The sequence below is a fragment of the Flavobacterium indicum GPTSA100-9 = DSM 17447 genome (assembly GCF_000455605.1).
Classification (GTDB): domain Bacteria; phylum Bacteroidota; class Bacteroidia; order Flavobacteriales; family Flavobacteriaceae; genus Flavobacterium; species Flavobacterium indicum.
This window is the reverse complement of the sequence record NC_017025.1, coordinates 417,219-441,359: the sequence shown is the minus strand read 5'-3', so window position 1 is coordinate 441,359 and position 24,141 is coordinate 417,219. Positions and strand designations below refer to the sequence as shown.

The 24,141-nt window shown below is 31.4% G+C and carries 19 protein-coding genes; 1 reads left to right on the top strand and 18 read right to left on the bottom strand.

Translation table 11 applies throughout. From position 1 onward, the window contains the following. Window positions 1-31: 31 nt before the first annotated feature. From tsaB to KQS_RS01840, 3 genes are all read right to left on the bottom strand, one after another. On the bottom strand, window positions 32-691 hold the full coding sequence (tsaB, locus tag KQS_RS01850) for a tRNA (adenosine(37)-N6)-threonylcarbamoyltransferase complex dimerization subunit type 1 TsaB (protein WP_014387508.1): 660 nt from the start codon (window positions 689-691) through the stop codon (window positions 32-34). 112 nt (window positions 692-803) lie between these two features. Continuing rightward, window positions 804-2,120 (bottom strand): efflux RND transporter periplasmic adaptor subunit, encoded by a 1,317-nt coding sequence (locus KQS_RS01845; protein WP_014387507.1) that lies wholly within the window; start codon window positions 2,118-2,120, stop codon window positions 804-806. A gap of 3 nt (window positions 2,121-2,123) precedes the next feature. Next, window positions 2,124-3,491 carry a TolC family protein gene (locus KQS_RS01840; protein WP_014387506.1) on the bottom strand — a complete coding sequence of 456 codons (1,368 nt, stop codon included), beginning with the start codon at window positions 3,489-3,491 and terminating at the stop codon, window positions 2,124-2,126. Window positions 3,492-3,532: 41 nt separating this feature from the next. Between KQS_RS01840 and KQS_RS01835 the strand changes: the two genes are divergently transcribed. Further along, window positions 3,533-5,011, top strand: coding sequence for a DUF4403 family protein (locus KQS_RS01835; RefSeq protein ID WP_316929948.1), 1,479 nt, complete (start codon window positions 3,533-3,535; stop codon window positions 5,009-5,011). Between the two features lie 40 nt (window positions 5,012-5,051). On the opposite strand, the gene KQS_RS01830 is transcribed toward KQS_RS01835, so the two are convergent. The 15 genes from KQS_RS01830 to KQS_RS01760 form a co-directional block, all read right to left on the bottom strand. After that, complete coding sequence (locus KQS_RS01830; RefSeq protein ID WP_014387504.1) at window positions 5,052-5,297, bottom strand: hypothetical protein; 246 nt, start codon at window positions 5,295-5,297, stop codon at window positions 5,052-5,054. A 10-nt stretch (window positions 5,298-5,307) separates the two neighbouring features. Next, a complete protein-coding gene (locus KQS_RS01825) occupies window positions 5,308-5,889 on the bottom strand; it encodes a DUF420 domain-containing protein (RefSeq protein WP_014387503.1) in 582 nt (193 codons plus the stop codon). 3 nt (window positions 5,890-5,892) lie between these two features. Then, on the bottom strand, window positions 5,893-6,519 hold the full coding sequence (locus KQS_RS01820; RefSeq protein ID WP_014387502.1) for an SCO family protein: 627 nt from the start codon (window positions 6,517-6,519) through the stop codon (window positions 5,893-5,895). Next, window positions 6,509-7,225 (bottom strand): hypothetical protein, encoded by a 717-nt coding sequence (locus tag KQS_RS01815; RefSeq protein ID WP_014387501.1) that lies wholly within the window; start codon window positions 7,223-7,225, stop codon window positions 6,509-6,511. The genes KQS_RS01820 and KQS_RS01815 overlap by 11 nt, the downstream gene beginning before the upstream one ends. Window positions 7,226-7,302: 77 nt before the next feature. Continuing rightward, entirely contained in the window at window positions 7,303-7,653 is a 351-nt protein-coding gene (locus KQS_RS01810; protein ID WP_014387500.1) for a cytochrome C oxidase subunit IV family protein, read from the bottom strand. Between the two features lie 22 nt (window positions 7,654-7,675). After that, a complete protein-coding gene (locus KQS_RS01805; protein WP_014387499.1) occupies window positions 7,676-8,650 on the bottom strand; it encodes a cytochrome c oxidase subunit 3 in 975 nt (324 codons plus the stop codon). Window positions 8,651-8,694: 44 nt separating this feature from the next. Next, complete coding sequence (locus tag KQS_RS01800; protein WP_014387498.1) at window positions 8,695-9,276, bottom strand: cytochrome c oxidase subunit 3; 582 nt, start codon at window positions 9,274-9,276, stop codon at window positions 8,695-8,697. Between the two features lies 1 nt (window position 9,277). Then, window positions 9,278-10,177, bottom strand: a complete 900-nt coding sequence (cyoE, locus tag KQS_RS01795; RefSeq protein ID WP_041251954.1) for a heme o synthase — start codon at window positions 10,175-10,177, stop codon at window positions 9,278-9,280. 57 nt (window positions 10,178-10,234) lie between these two features. Beyond that, complete coding sequence (locus KQS_RS01790; RefSeq protein ID WP_014387496.1) at window positions 10,235-12,328, bottom strand: hypothetical protein; 2,094 nt, start codon at window positions 12,326-12,328, stop codon at window positions 10,235-10,237. Window positions 12,329-12,338: 10 nt separating this feature from the next. Beyond that, a complete protein-coding gene (deoC, locus tag KQS_RS01785; RefSeq protein WP_014387495.1) occupies window positions 12,339-13,082 on the bottom strand; it encodes a deoxyribose-phosphate aldolase in 744 nt (247 codons plus the stop codon). 52 nt (window positions 13,083-13,134) lie between these two features. Continuing rightward, window positions 13,135-13,518, bottom strand: a complete 384-nt coding sequence (locus KQS_RS14645) for a VanZ family protein (RefSeq protein ID WP_262487925.1) — start codon at window positions 13,516-13,518, stop codon at window positions 13,135-13,137. After that, complete coding sequence (gcvH, locus tag KQS_RS01775; protein WP_014387493.1) at window positions 13,487-13,867, bottom strand: glycine cleavage system protein GcvH; 381 nt, start codon at window positions 13,865-13,867, stop codon at window positions 13,487-13,489. Before gcvH ends, KQS_RS14645 begins: the two co-directional genes overlap by 32 nt. Before the next feature lie 126 nt (window positions 13,868-13,993). Beyond that, entirely contained in the window at window positions 13,994-21,112 is a 7,119-nt protein-coding gene (gene sov, locus KQS_RS01770; RefSeq protein ID WP_014387492.1) for a T9SS outer membrane translocon Sov/SprA, read from the bottom strand. 50 nt (window positions 21,113-21,162) lie between these two features. Further along, complete coding sequence (gene ruvA / locus KQS_RS01765; protein WP_014387491.1) at window positions 21,163-21,744, bottom strand: Holliday junction branch migration protein RuvA; 582 nt, start codon at window positions 21,742-21,744, stop codon at window positions 21,163-21,165. Window positions 21,745-21,747: 3 nt separating this feature from the next. Then, a complete protein-coding gene (locus KQS_RS01760) occupies window positions 21,748-24,042 on the bottom strand; it encodes an NADP-dependent malic enzyme (protein ID WP_014387490.1) in 2,295 nt (764 codons plus the stop codon). Window positions 24,043-24,141 lie beyond the last annotated feature (99 nt).

Here is a 24,141-nt window from a genome sequence, read left to right as displayed (position 1 = left end):
CAAACCCTAACTAAATTAGTTAGGGTTTTCACTATCTATTCAAAACAAAATCCTTTAAATAAAAAGGTTCAAAATAAGCTACATCTACCACATCTCCTTTTACATAGTTTTCATAAGAAACCGCACTCATTTCATGAGCAGATGGAAACTCAATATCAGGATAAAAATGAAATTTACTATCTGTTAATAAGGATTGGAATTTCATGGCTCCATCTCCAACCAAATGAATTTGTTCTGCCACATCTTGGTAGGAATGAGCATCAATTACTTCGGCTTTTGTTTCTCTAATTTTCACGTAATTAAAATCATAAATTGCCGTATAAGCTTCCATACGTCTTGCATCAATCATTGGAATAACAATTCCTTCATTTATTTGAATTTTGTTAGCCAATAAAAGCAATGTATCTACTGCAATTAATGGAATTGACAAAGCATAACAAAATCCCTTAGCGGCTGACACCCCAATTCGCAATCCAGTATAGGAACCTGGACCTTGACTAACGGCTACTGCATTTAAATCTTTTAAAGCCACACCTGTTTCATTACAAATTTCTTCAATAAAAACATGTAGCTTTTCAGCATGAGAAAAATTTTGTTCTGCAATTTCTTTACACAATAGAGTTTTACCATCTTTTGCCAAACTTACAGAACAATTTCGCGTTGCCGTTTCAATATTTAAAATCAATGCCATACTTTTTTAATTTTTACAAAGATACAAAAATGCGTATAGCTTATTTATCTTGAATTTTATGAATAAAAAAAGACACATTCTCATGTGTCTTTTTTTCAATTTCTATTTAGCACTAGCTTTTAGCTTTTTTGTCTTTATCTTTTTGTGTTTCTAAACGCACCTTATCATTAGTTGTTAACTCTTTAGAAACAATTGAATAAGGTCCAATTATAATTTCGTCTCCTTTTTTCAATCCTTCTAGAATTTCAATATTTGTGTCATCTTGAATTCCTGTTTTAACTACTCTGATTTTAGCTTTATCTCCAACTTTAACAAAAACACATTCAAATTTTTGGTCTTTTTTAGGAGCTTTTCCATTTTTCTTTGCCTCTTCTTCTTCTATTTCTTCAACAATATCTTTTTTTGTTGCTGTAGTATCGTCTTTAATTACAACTGCACTAATTGGCACACCTAAAACATTTACACTTCTCTTGGTAATAATATCAACAGTTGCCGTCATACCTGGACGGAATGGAGAAAAATTAGCTGGTTTTCCTTCTAATAAATCCTGATAAGACTCTTTAGACAAACGCACTTTTACTTTAAAGTTCGTTACTTGGTCAGCACTTGTTGTACTAGACGCTGAATTTGAAATACTCGTAACTACACCTTCAAATTTTCTTTTTAAATAAGCATCAACTTCTACTTTTGCGGTATCTCCAATACTAACTTTAACAATATCATTCTCATTTACATCTACTTCAACTTCCATATTGTTTAAGTTGGCAATACGCATTAATTCTGTACTAGCCATACCTTGTGTTCCCATAACACGTTCTCCTAGTTCAACATCTAATTTAGATATTGTTCCATCAGCAGGAGCAAAAATAGAAGTTCTTTTCAAGTTATCATTTGCTTCAGTCACATTAGCAGCTGCAGATTTCATTTGGTAATAAGCCGACTGTTTTGAAGCTGTTGCCACTTCATAAGCAGAAACTATTTTATCCCATTCGGCTTTAGAAATTACACCTTTATCATACAATTTTTTATTTCTATCAAAAGTAGCTTTTGCTTCCTTTACCTGAGCTTCTGCTTGGCTTAAACCAGCTTTTGTTGTTGATAAAGACGCAACTGTTCTATTTACTCCAGATTCATAAATATCTGGATTAATTTTCACTAATAAATCTCCTTTTTTAACTTGTTGTCCTTCTTTCACGTTTAAGGCAATAACCTCACCTGAAACTTCTGAAGATATTTTTACTTCAATTTCAGGCTGAACTTTACCTGTTGCAGAAACCGTTTCAACAATAGTCATCGTTTCAACTTTAGCCGTTTCAACAACTTTACTATCGTCATTATTCCCTATTACACCGCCTTTTTTTAAACCAATCAATAAGACGATTAATCCAACAACACTTCCTCCAATTATAAATAATTTCTTTTTTGACATAACTTATTGTTTTTCAATTAATGGAACTCCAAAATAAAATTCTAGAATTTTTATTCTAAAAATATAATCATACTTTGTTCTTACTACTTCTGATTCTGCATTTGCTAAAGCAGTTTGTGATTGATTAAAATCAAAAACATTCATCAATCCAATTTCATAACGTTCTTTTGCATATTCAAACGCTAATTTTCTAGAAGCTAATGAAGCTGTTGCTGCTTCAAAACTCTCTTTTGCGGCTTTAGTATCAGTATAGGCTGTAAAAACATTTCTCTCTAAATCTAATTCTTGCTGATTAAAATTCAATTTGCTTCGTTCAAAGGCTACTTTGGTTCTTTCAACATTATTTCTTGTTGCAAATCCATTAAAAATAGGAACCGTTAATTGCAAACCAAAATTTTGTCCTTTATTAGTATCAAACTGATCAAAAATAGGTAACGCATTTGCCGTAATAATATTTCCGCTACTATCTACACCTGAAACTCTTTTTGAATTTGAAGCACGAGTAGTATAACTATAGAAACCGGTCAATGAAGGTAAATAAGCCGCTCTTGCAATTTGAATATCTTTTTTAGCCAATTCAATATTCGTCTGAGCAATTTTTAACTCTGTTCTACTTGCTTTCGCTTTAGCAATTATGGCTTCTGAAGATTCATTCAGAATAGTTGACAACATTGACGGAACTTCGTCTTCAGAAATATCAAAGTTTTTAAAATCATCCAATTGCAACAATTGAGCTAAACTTAATTTTGACAATAAAACGGCATTTTCAGCTGCAATTACCTTTTGATTATTACTAGCTAATGTAGCTTGCACATCTAACAAATCTCCTTTTGGCACATTTCCAGCTTCTACTAACTGAGTGGTTCGAGCCAATTGTTTTTCTGAAAGTGATTTTTGCTCTTTTTGAACCTTTAAATTTTCTTTATTAAACAATATTTGCAAATAAGCATTAGCTACATTTAAAGCTATATCTTCTTGCATCTTTGTTAATTGATATTGTGAAGCAATTAAAGACAAATTTGACTTTCTTAATTGGTTCACATTTTGCAATCCTCTAAAAATATCAACATTAGCACTTAAACCAACAGATGTAAACTGAGTGGTTTGATTTTGCAACAAACCCGTGGTAATATTTTGATTTAAACCAATATTCCATGAATGAGAAGCTGATGCGCTTATTCCAGGCATAAAATTTCCAATAGCATCTTTTTTGGCAATCTGAGAATTTTGCAAATCTAACTCTGATTGTTTAACAGAAATATTGTTGATGATGGCATGATTAATACATTCCCTCAATGTCCACTTTTTTGATTGCGCCAATGAAGAAAATCCAACTAAAAATGTAACTATAACTATACGATAGGATTTCATCTTATTTTTTAATTTACTAATTTGACCTATTTTAAAAAAAAATGTTACAGTTTTCAATTAAAATTTTACATTTGGTATCGCATTTAAGCATTTTATCAATTTCTAAACCATTGCATTTAAACCATCAAATGAACTATAAAATAAGAATTTTGCTTTTCGGACTATTAAATATTGGGATTTTTGGATGTAGTACATCAAAAAAGATTGAAGCTTTAAAACCACTTCCTTCCACAAATGCTCCTATTGTATATAGCAACAAACCTTCCTATATCAATATGCCTTTAGAAATTCCACTTAAGGAAATTGAATACCAATTAAACAAAAACTTAACCGGATTAATTTACAATGATTCCATTTTAGAAGATGATAAATCTGAAATGAAAATTTGGAAAACAGCACCTATTAAACTAACAGAAAAAAATGGTGCTATTGTATCAATAATTCCATTAAAAATATGGGCTAAATTTAAATACGGTACAGATTTTATGGGCTTAAATGATACTCGAGAAATAAATTTAAACGGAACAATTACACTAAATAGCAAAGCTACATTTTCAAATTGGAAATTAAATACGGTTTCTAAAATAGAAGATTTTGAATGGAGTGAAAGTCCCAGCATATTAGTAGGCGGCAAGAATGTTCCAATTACGTATATAATAAATCCAACATTAAGTATGTTTAAAGGAAAAATCGCAAAGAAAATCGATGAAGCGATTGATAAAAGTTGCGATTTCAAAGAACAAGTGTTCAGTGTTTTAGAAACCCTATCGACACCATTTTTAGCTAATGAAACTTATGAAACTTGGTTTAAATTAATTCCACAGGAAGTTTACAGTACACCAGCTATTATTAGCAATGCTAAAATAACAATGAATTTAGGTCTAAAATGCAATATGCAAACTATGGTTGGAGATAAGCCTAAACACACCTTTGACAAAACAAAAATAACCACCAAAGCTGTTTCTAAAATCTCAAACGACTTTAATGCATCTATTGCAGCAGTTTCTACTTATGAAAGCGCAAGCAGGATTATGACTAAAAATTTTGTTGGACAAGAATTTGGTAGTGGAAAAAGAAAAATAACGATTCAAAAAGTTGATTTATGGTACAAAGATGAAAAAATGATTATTGCACTTGATATGTTAGGAAGTGTCAATGGAACCATTTACTTATCTGGAACACCAAAATACAACACAGAAACTAAAGAAATTTATTTTGATGATTTAGACTATGTTTTGAATACGAAAGGAATTTTAACCAAAACCGCCAATTGGTTATTACAGGGCATAATTTTAAACAAAATAAAAGAAAACTGTAAGTATTCAATAAAGCCTAATCTGGATGAAGGCAAAAAAAGTATGTTACCTTACTTAACCAATTATTCACCAATGAAAGGTGTTTTTATAAATGGTAAATTAAATGATTTTGTTTTTGAAAAAGTTGATTTAAATGAAAAAGCAATAATTGCTTTTATTACAAGTTCAGGTACTTTGAGCGTAAAAATTGAAGGAATGGATTAAATTTTAAACATAAAAAAGCCCAAAATAATTTGGGCTTTTTTTATAATTCTTCTTTCTTTTTATGAAATTTGATTCTATATACTGCATAAGCAGCAGCGGCAACAAGAATATAAGGAATGGCCATTAAATAAACAATACCATCATTAATACCCTGAGCTGTTGCTTGATTGGCGTCGTTTTGTAATGACGCTCTACACATAGCGCATTGGGCGTTTACATTTAAGTACAAAAGACTGGTAAACAAAACCAATACAAATTTGCTATTTTTAATTACTTGAAAATTCATTCTACTTCATTTAATGCACATAATACGGAGAAATCATCACATATACTACCACACCAGTAATTGCCACATACAACCAAATTGGAAAAGTAATTTTTGCTAGTTTTTTATGTCGTTCAAAACTATTTGAAATTGCACGCACATAAGTATACAACACTAAAGGTATAATAACTACAGACATTGCAATATGCGTAATTAATATAAAATAATATAAATATCTAATTCCACTCACAGCATTTTTTTCAATTTCATCTACCATTCCATCGTGATTGGAATCGCCAAAAAAAACAGTATTAGCAGTCATATGATACGCTACATACATTACTAAAAAAGATAATGAACAAGCTATTGCAATTTTCATTAAATTTTCATGCAATCTTCTTTTACCATTTTTTATAGCAAAAACTGCCCAAACCAAAATAACAGCAGTTAATCCATTAATGGTTGCATAGATTGGAGGCAATTGATTTAATGGTTCAACATCATACCCCAACTTTCTTAAATTTACCCCGAATAACAAAGCAACAGCTAATGGAACAATAATAGATACCGCAATTATTAACCTATTATATTTTTTTTCAATTTTATTTTCCATTTTTTATTCCTCCAATAATAACTTAATATCCTCCTTAATTGCTTTTATACCTGCTTCTTCCAATCCGTCGTAATACAAAATTGGATTGCCAAATTTATCTTTTCTACATCTAATTTTACCTTCTTTATCAATCAAGGCAAACAAACCTGAATGTTCAAATCCTCCAGCTACATTTTTATTTTTGCCTGCATAAATATTAAACCCTTTATTTGCTAAGTTCATAATATAATTATAATCCCCTGTTAAAAAATGCCAATTAGGATGTTTTACTCCTAGATCTTTTGCATGCTGTTTTAACTGCGCCGAGGTATCATTCTCAGGGTCAATAGTAATTGATGCGATACCAAAGTCAAGATTACCATAAAACGCATCTTGCAATTTTAACATATTCTGATTCATTCTTGGACATATAGAAGGACAAGAAGAAAAGAAAAACTCCACTACATACACTTTACCTTTGTAGTCTTCATTGGTAATCTTCTTATTATTTTGATCGATTAAAGAAAAAGAAGGCACATTACCCAGCACATCCAATTCATTTTTATTATAACGTTCTCTTAATTCTTTTACTGTCCATATACCAAAAAGCAGAACAATAAAAGAAATTCCAATATAAGATTTATTTTTCATTTCGGATTGAATTATTTTCTTCTAATTTATTTTTGATATTGTCTCTAAATGCGTCTTTTCTATTATTATTCTTTTTCAATGCTAATCTATATTCTCGTAATAAAATTTTAACATCATCCGACATTTCATTATGTAATTCGGCAGCAGATTCAGAATTATAACATTCTCTATATTCTACTTTACCTTTAATTTTTTGGCCTTTTCTACCTCTTAACGATAAATTTTTATCTATTATATACACAAATGGAGTTCCAGTATGTACATCTAATGTATTTTGAAAATGAAAAGTTTTGAAATAGCTTTCTATTTCAGACGGTTTAGCAAAAACAAAATGCCAATTTTCTTGTTCTTTTGACAAACGCGTAAATTCATTTATTATATTATTCACAGCTGCTTTAGTAGATTCAGGCATAATCATTACCATTTGAAAATCTTTGAAGCCAGAATATTTATTATAAACTTTTTGGTTTAAATTAAACAAATTTGCTTTTACCTCTTCTAAGTTATCACCAGGAAAACCTAACACTGTAATTTTATTTAACAATAGCACTTTCTCACCTTTTAATGATGTAAAATCTTGAGGAATATCAAGATGATTTTTTGATATAGTTGGTAAAAAAAGAGAATTATGAGTAGCGGTAGCAAAAAACATGTAAGCTACAATTGGCAAAATAAACAGTACAATTAAAACAATATATTTTTTCACTTTAAAGTGTGTATTAGTTCATACAAAGGTAAAAAAAATCCCGATTATAAATCGGGATTAGATTGATATAAAATATGTTAAAATATCCATTTATAGTGAGAATTCTTGAAAACTTCAAATACATAATCACCTTCTACTAAGATAATGAAACATAAATAAAGAATCAAAAATACTAACGGAGCTACAATTGACCATCTTAAACTTTTAGTTTCACCTTCTAAGTGCATAAAAGCCCACATGATATAATAAGCTTTTACAATAGTTAGTATAATGAAAATCCAGTTTAATAAACTCATACTTAAAAAAGTACCATGATGTAAACTATGAGGCTTAACAATACCTAAAGCAACTTCAACTGTAGTAATCACAGACAATATTCCAAATACTGTCCAAATTCTTTTTGTGTTTGACCCGTGCGCGTGTGCCATAATATTTTTCTTTTAACGAAGATTAAACTAAATAGAAGAATGTAAATACAAACACCCAAACTAAGTCTACAAAGTGCCAGTACAATCCAACTTTTTCTACCATTTCATAACTACCTCTTTTTTCATATGTACCTAAGATAACATTAAAGAAAATCAAGATATTTAAGATAACTCCAGAGAATACGTGGAAACCATGGAATCCAGTAATAAAGAAGAAGAAATCAGCAAACAACTTATGACCGTACTCATTATGTTTTAAGTTTGCACCTTCAACAACTAAAACAGCATCTTGCTCTAATCTTTTAATAGATTCTTCTCTTGATAAGATAGTTTTATGTTTAGTTTCCTTATTAATTATTTCTGTTCTCACCAATAAGTTTGGATTTGCTTTAAAACCAGCAACTACTTCTGCAACAGAATGTTCAGAGATAGCAGCTTCTTTTTCAAACCAAAAACCTTTATCTCTTGTTAATTGCTCTCTTTCTTCAGGCAGATGTGCAGCAAAATCAGCAAGTGCTACTCTTTTACCATCTTTATCTACAAATTGTAAAATTGACCCACCTCTTGTTTCAACAGCACCATATTCACCTTTAATGAAGTTTTTCCACTCCCAAGCCTGTGAACCTAAGAAAATAAAACCTCCAATAATAGTTAAAAACATGTAGAAAGCTACTTTTGATTTTTTCATTTGGTGACCAGCATCAACTGCTAATACCATAGTAACTGATGAGAAAATCAAGATAAACGTCATCAAAGCTACATAATACATTGGAGCGGTAACTCCATGTAAAAACGGGAAGTGAGTAAACACTTCGTCGGCAATTGGCCAAGTTTCAATAAATTTAAATCTTGAAAATCCGTAAGCTGCAATAAACCCTGAAAATGTTAAAGCATCTGATACGATGAAGAACCACATCATCATTTTGCCATAGGTTGCACCCATTGGCCCTGGTCCTCCGTCTAATAAAGCGTGTTCATGTGTAACTGTAGCACCCATAAAATGTTTTTTGTTAAAAAGTTCCCAAATTTATTATTTTTTTTCTATTTGAAAAAATAGAAAAATAAAAACAAGTAAATCCAAATAAAATCCATAAAGTGCCAATAATACGCACTAAGCTCAATACCAAGGTATTGCGAGGAATTGTATTTTTGTTTAAAATGATTATAAATTACAATTAAAAGCGAAATCAACCCCCCAAACAAGTGTACAATGTGCACCAACACTACTATATACAAAAATGAAGTGGTTACATTACTATTACTTCCTGTAAAAAAATACCCTTGTTCAATTACTTGATCAAAGCCTTTGAATTGTAAAAAAACAAATAGTAATCCCAACGCCAAAGTACTCCATAAAAACATTGAAGTTTTTTTAACCTCACCTGCTTTAATTGATTTTAATGCCAAATGAAAAGTCAAACTTCCCAATAAAATTGAAAGAGTACTCCAAATAAATGCACTTGGTAATACAAAATCTTTTAACCAATCTGGCCTAGACTTACTCACCACATAAGCACTTGTAAATCCTGCAAAAATCATCAAGATACTCACCATTCCAAAAAGCAACAATAGCTTGTATGATTTTGCTTTTCTTTCGTATTGTTCTTGAGCTGTTAATTCCATTTTAAATAAATTTATCTATTACATAAACAATTTGCAGCAAAGTTATGTAAGTTACACTAACTAACATCAATTTTTTTGCAGAAATTGCATCTCTGTTCTTATTTAATTTAAATGCAAAATAAAGCATCCATATTCCCAACAGAAGAACTATTATTGCACCAACTACAGACAACTGCAATGTACCGGTAAACCCAAATACTGGTAAAACAGAAGCTACAATTAACCAAAAGGTGTATAAAATAGTTTGAATTGCAGTTTTACCGTCTCTCTTCCCAGTAGGCAACATAAAGAAGCCTGCTTTTTCATAATCATCATACAAAAACCAACCAATAGCCCAAAAATGAGGGAATTGCCAAAAAAACTGAATTAAAAATAAAGTTCCTGCTTCTATACCAAAATTACCCGTTGCCGCTACCCAACCTAACATAAAAGGAATAGCTCCAGGGAACGCACCTACAAAAACAGATAAAGGCGTTAATGTTTTAAGAGGTGTATACATACTCACATACATGAAAATAGAAATTGCACCAAACATTGCTGTTTTAGGATTGATAAAATACAAAATCACCAAACCTAACAAAGTGAGAAGAAAACCTAGGATTAACGCATTTTGTGAAGTGATTCTTCCAGACGGCAAAGGTCTATTTTTGGTTCTATCCATTTTAGCATCTAAATCTTTTTCAATCACTTGATTAAAAACATTAGAAGCTCCAACCATAAAATAACCTCCTATAGCTAACAAAATTAATGTTACCCAATTAAATGGATGCTCTTCTGAAAAACCTAACAAATAACCTACAATAGATGAAAAAACCACACTGATGGCTAACCCAGCTTTAGTAATTTCTTTAAAATCTATAAAAATTGACCTAGTATTTGTTGATGTTTTCAATGCCTTAATTTAATGGGTGCAAAGATATAAATAAGATTTCTTTATTTTTATCGAAATTATACTTTTTTAGTAATCAAAATACCAATTGAATAAATCAGTTGAAAGTCCTATTGAAAACCACGTAGTAGTATTTTTAAAAGTTGAAACCGTATTTATCATTGGATCAAAGTTTCTATAAATAATATTACCGTATATTCTCATATTTGTAGTTGGATTTAAAATAAATCCAGCTTTTAAATCTCCAATTAAAACTGTAGTGGTATTGCCTTGCCCAACAACCACACCTTCATCTGCAGATCGAGGATGATTCTCATCTTCATAGCTCAAAAAGATATTACTTCCTGTATTCGCATAATTTGCATTATCAATTAAATCAAAACCTCTTTTTCCATAAATCATTTTAGCCTCCGCATAATACCTTCCCGTTCTATAGCGAGCAATACCTATAATCTCTCTAAAATTGGAGCCCCAAGGATGCCCCATACTTTGGTTATTATGAGCGTAATTTGTCAATGTATTACTGTGTGAATACACATAAGGGCGAACAATATTACATTCTACTTGTAAGTTCAAATTAGTAATATTGAAAGCATTAAAATATTTAGCTCCTATTTGATAACCAAATTTATTTTTCCAACTTTTATTTCCTTTAGATACATCTCCAACCGAAAATTCATCAATAAGAAATTGACCATAAGCACTTATCTGACTATTAAATTTGAATTTAGAAGTTAAACCCAATAATGCATTTCCTGATTTAGGTGAAGAAGCAAATTCAACTGCCCGATAAAAAATAATCGGATTAATAAAATTTGGATCGAATCCTCTTCCGTTAGAATTAGACCAAACAACACTTTCAAACAATCCTAAATTCCACCTTTTAGTTACATTATAGCTCAAGTAATGATTTGCCATATATTTTGAAGCATAGGTATCCTCAGCTGTATTAATAGGTGTTACATCACGTAAAAACATGTACGTGTTTGTATATTTTATTTTCCAAAAAGTAGTGTTGAATTTAATGTAAGGATAAGGACTAGTTGCATCTCCTTGTAAAATTGATCGATAACCATCTCCTATAAAATTTCTACCATACCCTAAAGTGGCATCAAAAAACTTAGAAGCTGTAAATTTTATATTAGCTTCAGCCATTGGCATATCATAGGCATCCGTTCTAAATCTTTTAGCAATTCCAACACCCGGAATAACAGCAGGATTACCACCCGAAGGTTTTATACTTTCAGCATACGCGTTATAATAATCCGCAAACCTACCTTGGCTTTCATATATTGAAGTAGTAAAGGTTACATTCTTTCCTAATCCTCCATAAATATTAAACCCACGTGTATTAACAAATGTATTTTTTATTTCGCTTTCAAAATCTTTACCTCCTCTAAAATCAACTATCGGATTAAAAACAAACCAATACCCTTCACCTTGAATAGCCAATAAGTTTTCATTCCATATTTTTCGCCCCCACCAAGATGTTTTGTTTTTACTTAATGCTTCATAATTTTTTTGAAAATCATAATATTTAGCTACTTCTTGGAAAGAATAAGGTTTTACAGAAGTATGATTATTTGTTCCTACTTGATTTAAAAATCCTTCAAACTGATCATAAATTAAAGTATTAAAAGGAATATTTAAGCCTGAAGAAAATTGTGGATTTTTAAATTCTTTATAATTTGATTCATTTTCATATTCAATAATTTCATTTTTTGCCAAAACTTTTTCTGTTCTATACTTATCTTCATCTAGTTTAGATTTTTGATCTTCATCTAAAAAAGGAAAATTAAGTCGAAGTGAATATTTAGCTAAAACAGGTTTTCCATTGTAAGTAGCCGGCGAAACTTTGGGTAAAAGTTTAAAAATACGTTCTGTTTCATTCTTAATTTCATCGTTTTTTGCGTCTAAATACAACACACTAAAGTTTCCTAAAGTATCTACTGCAAACAATGCAATAACAGCAGTTTTTTCCTGAGTTAATTCTTTATTAAAATTAGAACGAAAAATATCATGAATTGTAGCGTTAAAACAAGATTCTGCTTCATTTTCAGGGACTGAAATACAATTTTCAAATTTTGGTAATTTCTCAATACTATTTTGTGCCCAAGAAAAAGCAGCACTCAAGAGGGTTAAAACAACAATTATTTTTCGCATATTTATTTTTTTAATATGATCCAGAAGTTTCTACTCCATCAGCTATAGCTTTTGCAGAAGACGTTCCTATTCTTTTTACACCTAACTTAATCATTTCCAAAGCATCTTCTTTTGTTTTTACTCCTCCAGATGCTTTTACTGGTAATGGAAATGCATTTTCCAACATAGCTTTTATTGCAGGAAAGGTTGCACCGTTTGGAGAACCATCTAAAGTTTTATAAAATCCAGTTGACGATTTTACAAATACTTTTTCATAATCGGTCTCTTTAAAATTAGCGACAACAGTATTCTTAATTAATGATGTTAATTGAATGATTTGCATACCGTCCAAAGCTGCGGTTTCAATGATCCATTTTACAACTTTATGATGATCTAAACCAAACTTAGTTCCTAATAAAATTTCATTTTTAACTAATTCCGTTGCTCCATTTTTAAAAGCCTCATAATTTACAACGTAATCCAACTCGTCTACTTCATCATTAATAGCTTGTTGTGCTTCTTTAATTTTATCTTCAATTGAAGCCGTACCTTCATGAAAGCCAATAACAGTTCCGACAACAACATTTGAATTTTGTTCCTTAATCATTTGTTTCGCTACTTTCACAAAATTTGGTCGAATCATGATTAACTTAAATTTTTCATCAATAGCCTCTTGAATACAAGACTTTGCAATGATTTCATTTTCTTGTTCAGATATTCCCGCTTGTTCAGCTGTTTTCAAATACGTTGAATCTAAATACTGTTTAATATTCATTTAGTGTACATTTAGTGTGTAAAAATAAAAAAATCTCACCAAAGTGAGATTTTTAAATTGTTTTTTTAGTTGGCAATTGAATAACTAAAACTATAAAACTGGAAATTGCTCCAAATGAATTAGCTATTATATCAAACCAATCAAAAGTTCTTGTATCTGTAATTTTCTCTTGCAAAAATTCAATTACTATTCCTGTTACTATGGCTACAATTAAAATAAAAATCAAAAAAGTTATTTTTTTATAAACTAATTTCAATGACCAAAGTAGCACAAAAACAAAATAAAAAACAAAATGTACTATTTTATCTTTTAATGGAAAAGTAAGTTTTGGCAAACTTGAAGATTCTGTTAAACAGAGATAAAATATTAAAACTGTCCAAACAAAAGCAAGTAAAAAATAAAAATTAGGCCCCGATAAGTGCTTTATAATCTTCACTAGACAATAATGATTCTACTTCAGAAACATCAGAAACTTTTACTTTTACCATCCATCCAGCTCCATAAGGATCAGAATTTACAGTTTCTGGATTTGATTCCAAATCTTCATTAAATTCAATAATTTCACCAGATAAAGGCAAAAACAAATCAGATACAGTTTTTACCGCTTCAACTGTTCCAAAAACCTCATCTTTAGCTAAAGTTTGGTCTAAAGTTTCAACCTCTACATAAACGATATCACCTAATTCTCTTTGTGCGAAATCGGTAATTCCTACTGTTGCAACATCGCCTTCTAATGAAACCCACTCGTGATCTTTTGTGTACTTTAAATTTGCTGGAATATTCATATTTAAATAAATTTTAGTTTAGAAATAGCAAAATTACATCTGCTACATTCTTAATATTAATAGTTGTTGTTCACGGACAAATTTAGAATTTATTCTCTAAATTAACCTTATATTTTAATTTATTTTTTAATTTCCAAAATTATATCTAATGGTTAATCCTGCGCGAATATTAGTTAAAGGGAAAGCGGTAGAAATTACTGCTTTAGAAAACTGATGGTCGTAAAAGAATATAGCTGTTAAATTTCTACTGAAAGAATAATCTGCCGTAAACTTAGCCGACCAAATATTTTGTCCTCCCCCTAATTGATTGTTGTTATAATCTAAATAGCGAACAATTGTCATGTTTTTTCTTAACGTAAAATCGGCTTTTAAATTAACATCACTTTTAATTAATCCAGTAGCATTATCGGCTAATTTTGAATTAATAGTAACATCTTTAATCCTGTATCCTAGTCCAATTGTATAATCATTCCCTTGAACCTCAGTTAATAAGTTATTGTCAAAACTCATATTTAAAGTTCTGTCTTTTTTCATTTCCGCTCTAAAATTGAATGAATTTTTCAATTCAAATTCCACTCTTGCTAATGGATTAAATTGTTCTGTTAAATTAACGTTAGATGTAATCACATCTGCGTAAAAATTTCCATTAGAATCTGTTGGACTTGGATTTAAATTTGAACGAAATGCATTAACACTATAGCTTGAACGATAGCCGTGTTGCAATGAAAAACGCTTAAAGTTATCTTTAAACCAATCTAACTTCATTAATCCGGTGTACTTTATTGTCCAGTTTGGAAGAGGGAAATTACGGAATAAGCCAGTGTTTACAGTAGACGTTTTAATACCTGAATAAGCTGAAACGAAAGCCGGCAATAAAACTCTTTGCGAATTTTTCCCAAAACCTACAGGATATCCTTCTAAATCAACAGGATAACCAGATGCCCCGTAGTACTCTTCAGCTAAACGAGTAGCGATAGCATACCTATTTTTTCTAAAACGATCAAATATTTCTGATTCATTTTCATTACTAGTTTTGAATGCTGTTTTAATTAAAATAGTTGAAATATTGAAATTACCTGTATTATAAGGCGAACGAGAATTATAGGTTCCATCAGAAGAAACATCGTATTGTTCTGAATAAGTTTCACTATAATTTCTTTCAGCAGTTATATCAATCTTCAAATCGGCTATTGGTTCTACTTGAGCAGTATAATCAAAACGTTTTGTTTTAATTTGAGTAAAATTTTGATTAAACTCAGGATAATTAGTTAAATAGCCATATTTTGCTGCCTCATAGCGAATATCTGATTGGTCACCAAAAACAAAACCAAGCGAAGGTTTTGAAGTTCCAAAGAAACCTAAACCTGGCAAATAACCCGGCAATAATGTACCTCCATTTTCTGTGTAATTTAATTGGATATTCTTAATACTGGTTGCAAAACCAATTAAATACTTACTTAGCTTACTTCTATCTTCAGTTTGATTTGATTTTGGTGTAGCTGGAGCAATTTTCTCACCAGGTTTCGGAGCTGGTTTTTTCACATTAGAAGCTACTTTTTTAGTTTTCTTAGCCGTTAATCCAATATACTTATAGAACATATCCATATTTAAGCTGGCATTTAACTTATGAGAACCAGAATTTTGTACTGTATTTCCTAGTTGATATAAAGTTCCATCTTGAGCTAAAAATGTAGCGAAAGCATCAGATGAACGTTGCCAACTAAAATCACTTGTATAAATATAAGTTGATTTTATAAATGCAAGTGCCGGTATTTTATTAATTGGCAAGTCATAATTAACCGTTAATTGTTGGTTATGCGTATTTGGTGTACCAATATTCCAGTAATCATGCCAAATATCTAATCCATCAATTGGGTTTTTATTAGCGTCAAAATAATTTCTAACAATATTGTTATTCGCAACCGTATAATTTACTTTTAATGCTTTCGTAATTGGGAAATTAAAACCGTATTGATAATTAAAGAAATAATTTCTTCTATACAATGGGTCAATACCAATCCCCTGAACATCAATCAATCTAAACTGTTGTCTGTTGAACTGACGCATAATATTAGAGCTAAATGAAATAGTACTTGGTAAAAGGTTAAAATTCATATCACTTAGCATTTTGTAGTAACCACTTTTTTTGAAAAATTTATTCTTTTTAAATGGTTCTATTGCTAAAGGTTTAAAAGAATATGCGTAGTCAACTGTCGTTTTTTGTTGTTGATCCACCAAGCTTTCAATTTGAAAATCGTGGTGTAGCATTTCGTTAAATGAATACGACAAGGTTAGATTTTCTACATCATAGAAGCGAGATTTAGCATTTTCACCTTTTTCTTTTTTCACGCCAATGAAATTTATACTGGTTCTCTTTGTATAATCTATAGCTCTATTTTTAATTTCATTTCTTCTCGAAGCGTCTGACGTTGCATCTAAAATTTGATTCAATTCAATATCTTGATATAACGGATCGTATTTTGGAGTAATAAATTGTTCTCCTACAGCATAATTAAATGGCAAGGTAACTTTCCATTTTTTAGGCAACATTTTACCCAAATTAAAATTCGTTACGATATCATATTGTTTTACATCTTCACGACTTCTTTCGTTTGGTCCTTGTTCAATACCTCCAAATCCTATTGTGCTCAGTTTACCAGTTGCAGAAATTGTAGCAAAATCAGCTAAATTTGAATCTAAATTTGCTACAGCAGCATATCCACCTTTATTATCCATGTCTGACATTCGAAGTTCATTGAACCACACTTCCCCTCTTAATGGATCATTAGAATTAGGGTTTTTTACTCCAACCATTAAAGTACGTACCAAACCAAAATTTGGATTTCCTTTAATACCAACATTTATTCTATTATTGGCCGATCCTAATGCACTTTCATTTAAATATGCCACGCCATTAATATCGGGCACAATAGAAGGATCATTTGCTAACTTTAAACTCTTTAATTGTGTCAGTAATGACAATGGTAGTTCAATTTCATTTTCAGAAGGCCATACTGAAGTTGGAGAATTATCACCAAACGGACTTATTTTCAGCGGCATTTCTACTTCATAGAAATTGTCTGTAAAATCGTTTCCAAATCTAATAAACGCAACCATTTGATCGTTTTGCAATGGCTGAATTTCAGTGGGTGGTTGAAGTGCTTCAGCATGCAAGAACATACGCATTTTTTTATACTGACGCATATCTACGTTTACATTCTTAAATACCGCTCTTGAATCACCCTTTTCCAAACCACCTAAATCCGGAGTTGATCCATCCTTTTTATAAACTCTTAACGAGAGTGATTGTTCATTTTGATTAATTACACTATTATTATTGTATAATTGTTCTCTATCTACACCAGGAGGAATTACATAATTAATTGGAGTTCGATTTCCATTTTCTTGAACATTAACCGCAACTACATCAAAGCCCGTATTATCATCATCAACAGTTGGATCTGTGCTATCTAATGACGAATTGTATCTTCTCCATTCTCCACGAACCAAATCTAACGTACCAAATCTCAAGGTAATATCTTCATTGAATCCAGTTAAGAACATTCTCATAAAACGAATTGTTCTAAAATCTGATATTGCACCTTCTATATTTGCACTTGTTGCTTCTTGAATTGGAATTTTATACTGCACCCATCTTGCTACTGTTGACTGACCATTAGCCATTGTTTGAGTAGTTTCTCTTATATCTGAAACGTAATTTTGACCAATTTGAGGGTTTGGAGCAATATTTACGTTAAACTTGAAATACGCATTAATGGTATTCATGGTATTATCCCTATTCAGATCTTCTACATCAGGTAAAGTTGTACTACCTCGATTGGTATCTGTAACTGTAATAGGTGAATTACCTTGCAATCCATTATAATTTTTATAACGTTCTAAGACATCTCCAGTTGCATTTAAATAAAAATTATAGTTGTCTGCTGATGGGTCAGGAAACGCTGCATAGGCAGGATATTTTGCCGCTTCTTCCGCATCATTTAATCCATTTAAACCCAAATCTTGAACTTGACGATTAGCATCATTAGTATCAAAAGCATAAATTAAGGATTGAGAAGCCGGTACTTTTCCCCAGTTAGAAGCTATTGTAGGTTGAGAACCTCCACTTTCAGGCAAACCATTTTCATATAATTTTCTGCCGTCTTTAAGTATATCTTCACTAATTTCTCCTAAGTTAAATGTTAATGTTCCTGTATTCGTGTTATTAGCTGTATCTCCAGGATTTCCATAATAAGGGTCCATCACCCAAAACTGAATATACTCAACATTAGCTTGTTCAAAATTTGTTGTATTAATAGCACGCATAATTCCACCCCAATTATTAGGAGCATCTATAGGTGAAAACCCATTAGTACTCGACGCTAAAGGGTTGTAATTATAAGGACCTCTTTCTTGTGGATAATAGGATAAATCTAAAGTACTTATAACATTTGTTTGTCCTTGAGCAATATCTACATTAGGAAATAATTCTTGACTAAAAATCCTTCTTGTTTTGTTTGAAGACAAATCATTATTATCAATTCCAGAAGGCGTTTCTGTGTAAAAAACAGGATCAATAGTATACCACGATAATTTAGCTCTTCTATAACCATAATTCAGTACATCTTCACCAAATTCTCCACCAAACCCTATAGGAGCACTGGCTAATGCCCAAGATTGCGGTGATTTTAAATCTATATTAGATTGCGAACCTTCAAAATCGTCAATATAGGAAGTAGGTTCACCATTGAAATTTGCTGCTTTTGGAGCATTAGGAAATAAATAAGCAAATTCACCTCGGAATGATAAATTTGAAGGAACATCTGTTTCAACATTTGGTAATTTATTAACCAATCGAGTTAAAAAAGGTAATTCCGTAGAAAAATTTGTATTTACACCTACTATTGTATTATTTACAGATTCTTGATTGTAATCTGATTTTTGAGTAAAAGGTCTTTCTGTTAATTTTAAGAAAGTAGCACCAACAAAAAACTTATCATTAAATTTATGTTCTACATTAACACCATAAAATCGTCTAGTTTGTTGGCCAAAAACAGAATTATTTTCTAAGGATACTTGAATAGGTGTATTAGAAGCTAATAATGCTGGATCCAAAATTTGAACCCTTCCCGCTTGATAGTTTACGGTATAATCTACACCCTCAACAAGTGTTCTACCTCCTGCAGTTACTACAACACTACCTTGAGGCACATTAAAAGCACCTAATGCAATTCCGTCTCCTCCAGAAGACTTAAAACTTCCTTTTAATTTAAATTTATTTTTAGCACTTTCTTGTAAAGCAGCTGCTTGAGTTGCCTTATAGAGCGTTCTGAAAACATATTTCGATTGATTGGAATTATAAGTAACATCAGAATTATAATCCTCTCCTGGATTTAAACCTAATTTATCAAACAAGTAGGATCCAAAAGGCTCAACTGTTGTAAATATTATTCTTCCGTATTGAGGATCTACCGTTAAACCAGGATAATAATCAAAAAATCCATCGCCGTTAGGTTGTGGGTCATTAGTGTAATTTAATCTGTCTAAATTTAAAACTTTTAATAATGTTGTATTTTGTACATCCGAAGGTAAAGGATCAGCACCAGATTGCGTAATATAATTTAAAGGTGATGGATCTTGGTATAAAATATTAAATTTAAAATCTTGTTGATTTAATTGAGAACCACCCGGTATTTGATAAATATTTTTCATCATTAAATCCCACGTTGGTTCATTAACTGCAACCAAGCTCCCTTTTAACATTTTTAATATTAAAGCTTGTGTTAAGGGAACGCCTGAACTATTTACTTGAGTAGATTCTACGCCATCTGTTGCAAATTCACCCACTTGATAAACCTGATCCCCTATGGTATATTGATAAGCTACGGCTAAAACCTCATCATTTTGTAACCGTTGGTTTAATGAAATGTACCCTAACTGAGGATGAAAAGTATATTCTGAAGGTGCTAATTTTCTAGCATTTTCTAGCTTAGAGTAATCTTGACCTTCATTCATACCCGTAACTGTTGTAAAACCATTACTCGCGGTTGCAATTTCTCTAATATTACTATTTAAGAAGTTAAATCCTATTTGGCCTGGGTCAAACTTATTATTTTTATTATCGGTTGGTGAATCAGGCATGGCATTAACGAATGTTGGATAGACTCCTAAATCCACTCCTATTACTTCATTATCTGGAATTCCGTTTATTTGTGTTTCACCTAAATCCTGTAAAGCAATAATATTTCTTAAATTGTTATCAGTTGAAGTAACACGATTTTGTTTATTAGTTACCCAAACTTCAATTCTTGTTATTTGAACGCGGGAATCAATAATTGGGTAATTTCTTAAAGCGCTATCATATTTATTTCTAAAATATTGTGATAAGAAATAGTGTTTGTCCGCATCATAATCCAATGCAAAAAAATCAAATTCTTGTATGGTACCGCCGCCTTGAGAAGTAATAGATTTTGTTTGAGATTTTTGTTCAGAGAAAACACCAGTTACAGTAGTTTTACCAAATTTAAATTGCGCTTTAACACCGAATAAACTTTGTGCGCCACGAATTAAAGAATTTGACAATGGAAAACTCACATTACCTACTTCAATTTTTTGCAAAATATCATCTTCGGTAGGCGTATAATCTAACTTTAATAAATTTTGAAAAGCAAAGGTAGACTGCGTGTCATAATTAATATTAACATTTAATCGCGTACCCACTTTACCTTGCAATCCAACGGATATTCTTTGATTGAAATCGAAGGCTGTTGTGCGTCTATTTCTAGGAGAAAAAGAAGGATTATCTTGTTTTGTAAAACGAACACCTAAATCAACTTCTACGGTTCCAGTAGGTTTCACATCAATGGTATTTCCACCAAAAATAGCTTCAAAAAATTTAGAGTTTACATAGTATTTTGGCAATAAATTTCGTTTTGCTTCTTCAGAACCAGGCTTTTTACCATCCAAAGCTGTTGTTTTTTCTTGAAAATATTTTCGAATGGATTCTTTTGTTGCTAATTTTTCATATTCTTCAGGAGTTAGTATTAATGGATAGTTAATATTAAATCCATCTATGGTAGCTGTATAAATGTAGCGATCAGATACAGGGTCATACGTATAACCTTCTAACACACTTTTAGGATTAGGCAAATCTATTTGTCCTACACTAAAACCTGTTTTAACTGTATCTTGTGATGTAGTTGGTGTATCTTGCGCAATGGCGTCAACCCCTAATAACATTAGCATTGAAAAAATGCTTTTTCTTGAAAATATTTTTGACAACAAATTTTTCAAATCTATAATACTTTTAAAGCTTGTTTAATTAAATCTTCTACAGAAGCATTAGGAGTAGCAACTAAAATTTTCTCTACCACTTTCTCTGCATTTTTTCGTACATAACCTAAAACTTCTAATGCAGATAACGCTTCTTCTTTGTTTGTATTGTATGGCGTACCAGAAACTTCTTCGATTTGATATAATTTGAGGACTTTTTCTTTTAAATCTAAGATTACTCTTTGTGCTGTTTTTGCTCCTATTCCTTTAATTGATTGAATGGTTCCCACATCATTAGAAGCAATAGCTTGAATAATTTGTTCAGGTGCTAAAGAGGACAACATTGTTCTTGCAGTACCTGCTCCAACACCAGAAACTGAAATTAACAGTTTAAATAATTCACGTTCCTTTTTTTCAGCAAAACCATATAAAGAATGGGCATCCTCTTTGATTTGCAGATAAGTATATAGCTTAATATTTTCTGATTCGGGTAGTTGAGAAAAAGTATGTAATGAAATATGTATTTGGTATCCTACACCATGACAATCAATCACTACATCTGTAGGTGTTTTTTCTACTAATCGCCCTTGAATCTGTGCTATCATGTATTATTTTTTTCTTGTTTGTGTTTGTTTTTTGTTTTTTTCTTGTGCATCTACAACAGCAACAGCAGCCATATTTACCATTTCTTCTACACTAGCTCCCAATTGAAAAATGTGAACCGGCTTATCTAACCCTAACATAATTGGACCAATAGACACTACCTTATCCAATTCCTTTAACATTTTATAAGTAATATTTGCCGCATCTAAGTTAGGGAAAATCAACGTATTTACTTTCTTATTTACTAACTTTGAAAAAGGGAACTTACTTTTTAACATTTCTGGATTTAAAGCAAAATCTGTTTGTATTTCGCCATCAACAATTAAATCTGGATGATGGTCGTGTAAAAACTGTACTGCTTGTCTAACTTTTATAGCACTTTCATCTGAAGAAGAACCAAAATTTGAAAATGAAATCATGGCAATAACAGGTTCAATTCCAAACATTCGAACTGTTTTAGCTGTCATTAAGGCAATTTTAGCCAAATCATCGGCAGTTGGATTAGGATTAATTGCAGTATCAGACAAGAAAAGCGGACCTCTTTTCGTATTCATGATATTAGTAGTTGCAATTCTGGACACCCCTTGTTGCTTATCTATCAATTGCATTACGGGTTTTACTACAGAAGGATAACTTCTTGAATAACCTGTTACTAAAGCATCAGCATCACCAGTATTAATCATCATTGAGGCAAAATAATTTCGCTCACGCATCCATTTTTGGGCATCTAACAAAGAAATACCTCTTCTTTGACGGGTTTCCCAAAAATATTGGGCATATTTTTCTCTACGTTTATCTTCTTCTTTGGATTTTGGATCGATGATAGGCACTTCTGCTTCAAATCCAATTTCTTCTTTTAATTCCTGAATAATTTCGTTATTTCCTAATAAAATAGGTTGACCAATTCCTTCTTCATAAACGATTTGAGCTGCTTTGAGTACATCTAAATGATCTGCTTCAGCAAAAACGATACGTTTTGGATCTGTTTTTGCTCTATTCGTTAATAGTTTAACCAATTTATTATCAGAACCAAGACGTTCTTGTAATTCATCAGCATATTTATCCCAATCTTGAATTTCTTGTTGTGCCACACCCGATTCAATGGCTGCTTTAGCTACAGCAGGAGAAATAGTAGAAATCAAACGAGGGTCAAATGGTTTTGGAATAATGTAATCTCTTCCAAAAATTAATTTTTTTTCACCATAAGCAATATTTACTTGCTCTGGTACTGGTGTTTTGGCTAATTCTGCTAAAGCTCTAACCGCAGCCATTTTCATAGCCTCATTTATTTTCTTAGCACGAACATCCAATGCCCCTCTAAAAATATAGGGGAAACCAAGTACATTATTTACTTGATTAGGATAATCCGATCGACCCGTAGCCATTATGATATCTTCGCGTGTATTTACAGCTACATTATAATCTATCTCTGGAACTGGATTAGCCATAGCAAATACAATTGGATCATTTGCCATAGTTAACAACATTTCTGGAGTTAAAATATTTCCTACCGAAAGGCCAAGAAACACATCAGCACCTTTGATCATTTCACTCAATGGTGCGGGATCACATGACTTGGCATATTTTTTTTGAAGTTCAGATAAATCTTCACGACATACCGTCAACAAGCCATTTACATCAAACATGTACACGTTTTCTGACTTCACACCTAACGCAACGTATAAATTGGCACAAGCTAAAGCTGCAGAGCCTGCTCCTGAAACCACCACTTTAACTTGACTAATTTCTTTACCTGCAAGTTCTAAGGCGTTTAGTAATGCAGCAGAAGAAATAATAGCCGTTCCGTGCTGGTCGTCATGCATTATGGGAATGTCCAGCTCTTCAACTAATCGTCTTTCAATTTCAAATGATTCTGGTGCTTTGATATCTTCTAAGTTGATACCTCCAAAAGTAGGTGCTATATTCTTAACCGTTTCGATAAAAGCGTCTACATCTTTAGTATCTACCTCAATATCAAACACATCAATATCTGAAAATATTTTAAATAAAAGCCCCTTACCTTCCATTACTGGTTTTGAGGCTTCTGGACCAATATCTCCTAATCCTAAAACAGCAGTTCCATTAGAAATAACTGCTACTAAATTTCCTTTAGCTGTATATTTATAAACGTTGTTTACATCTTTTGCGATTTCCAAACAAGGCTCTGCTACTCCGGGTGAGTAAGCCAATGACAAATCACGTTGTGTAGCATATTTTTTTGTAGGCACCACCTGAATTTTACCAGGTGTAGGTTTTGCGTGATACAATAATGCTTCTCTTCTTTTATTATTCTTTTGCATAAAATTCCATTTCTATCAACTTACAAAGATAAAAGTTGCAATGAAATAACCATAAAGTTTAAGAGAAAAGTTGAATAGAGAAATTAAGTATTATCAACA

Bases quoted from the DNA above. Each gene is read 5' to 3' on its own strand.
- KQS_RS01825 (WP_014387503.1), bottom strand. From the start codon at position 5,889: ATGGAAAATAAAATTGAAAAAAAATATAATAGGTTAATAATTGCGGTA.
- KQS_RS01790 (WP_014387496.1), bottom strand. From the start codon at position 12,328: ATGCGAAAAATAATTGTTGTTTTAACCCTCTTGAGTGCTGCTTTTTCT.
- tsaB (WP_014387508.1), bottom strand. From the start codon at position 691: ATGGCATTGATTTTAAATATTGAAACGGCAACGCGAAATTGTTCTGTA.
- KQS_RS01840 (WP_014387506.1), bottom strand. From the start codon at position 3,491: ATGAAATCCTATCGTATAGTTATAGTTACATTTTTAGTTGGATTTTCT.
- sov (WP_014387492.1), bottom strand. From the start codon at position 21,112: ATGCTAATGTTATTAGGGGTTGACGCCATTGCGCAAGATACACCAACT.
- KQS_RS01820 (WP_014387502.1), bottom strand. From the start codon at position 6,519: ATGAAAAATAAATCTTATATTGGAATTTCTTTTATTGTTCTGCTTTTT.
- KQS_RS01760 (WP_014387490.1), bottom strand. From the start codon at position 24,042: ATGCAAAAGAATAATAAAAGAAGAGAAGCATTATTGTATCACGCAAAA.
- deoC (WP_014387495.1), bottom strand. From the start codon at position 13,082: ATGAATATTAAACAGTATTTAGATTCAACGTATTTGAAAACAGCTGAA.
- KQS_RS01830 (WP_014387504.1), bottom strand. From the start codon at position 5,297: ATGAATTTTCAAGTAATTAAAAATAGCAAATTTGTATTGGTTTTGTTT.
- KQS_RS01805 (WP_014387499.1), bottom strand. From the start codon at position 8,650: ATGGGTGCTACAGTTACACATGAACACGCTTTATTAGACGGAGGACCA.
- KQS_RS01845 (WP_014387507.1), bottom strand. From the start codon at position 2,120: ATGTCAAAAAAGAAATTATTTATAATTGGAGGAAGTGTTGTTGGATTA.
- KQS_RS01835 (WP_316929948.1), top strand. From the start codon at position 3,533: ATGTTACAGTTTTCAATTAAAATTTTACATTTGGTATCGCATTTAAGC.
- gcvH (WP_014387493.1), bottom strand. From the start codon at position 13,867: ATGAATATTCCAGCAAATTTAAAGTACACAAAAGATCACGAGTGGGTT.
- ruvA (WP_014387491.1), bottom strand. From the start codon at position 21,744: ATGATAGCACAGATTCAAGGGCGATTAGTAGAAAAAACACCTACAGAT.
- KQS_RS01800 (WP_014387498.1), bottom strand. From the start codon at position 9,276: ATGGAATTAACAGCTCAAGAACAATACGAAAGAAAAGCAAAATCATAC.
- KQS_RS01810 (WP_014387500.1), bottom strand. From the start codon at position 7,653: ATGGCACACGCGCACGGGTCAAACACAAAAAGAATTTGGACAGTATTT.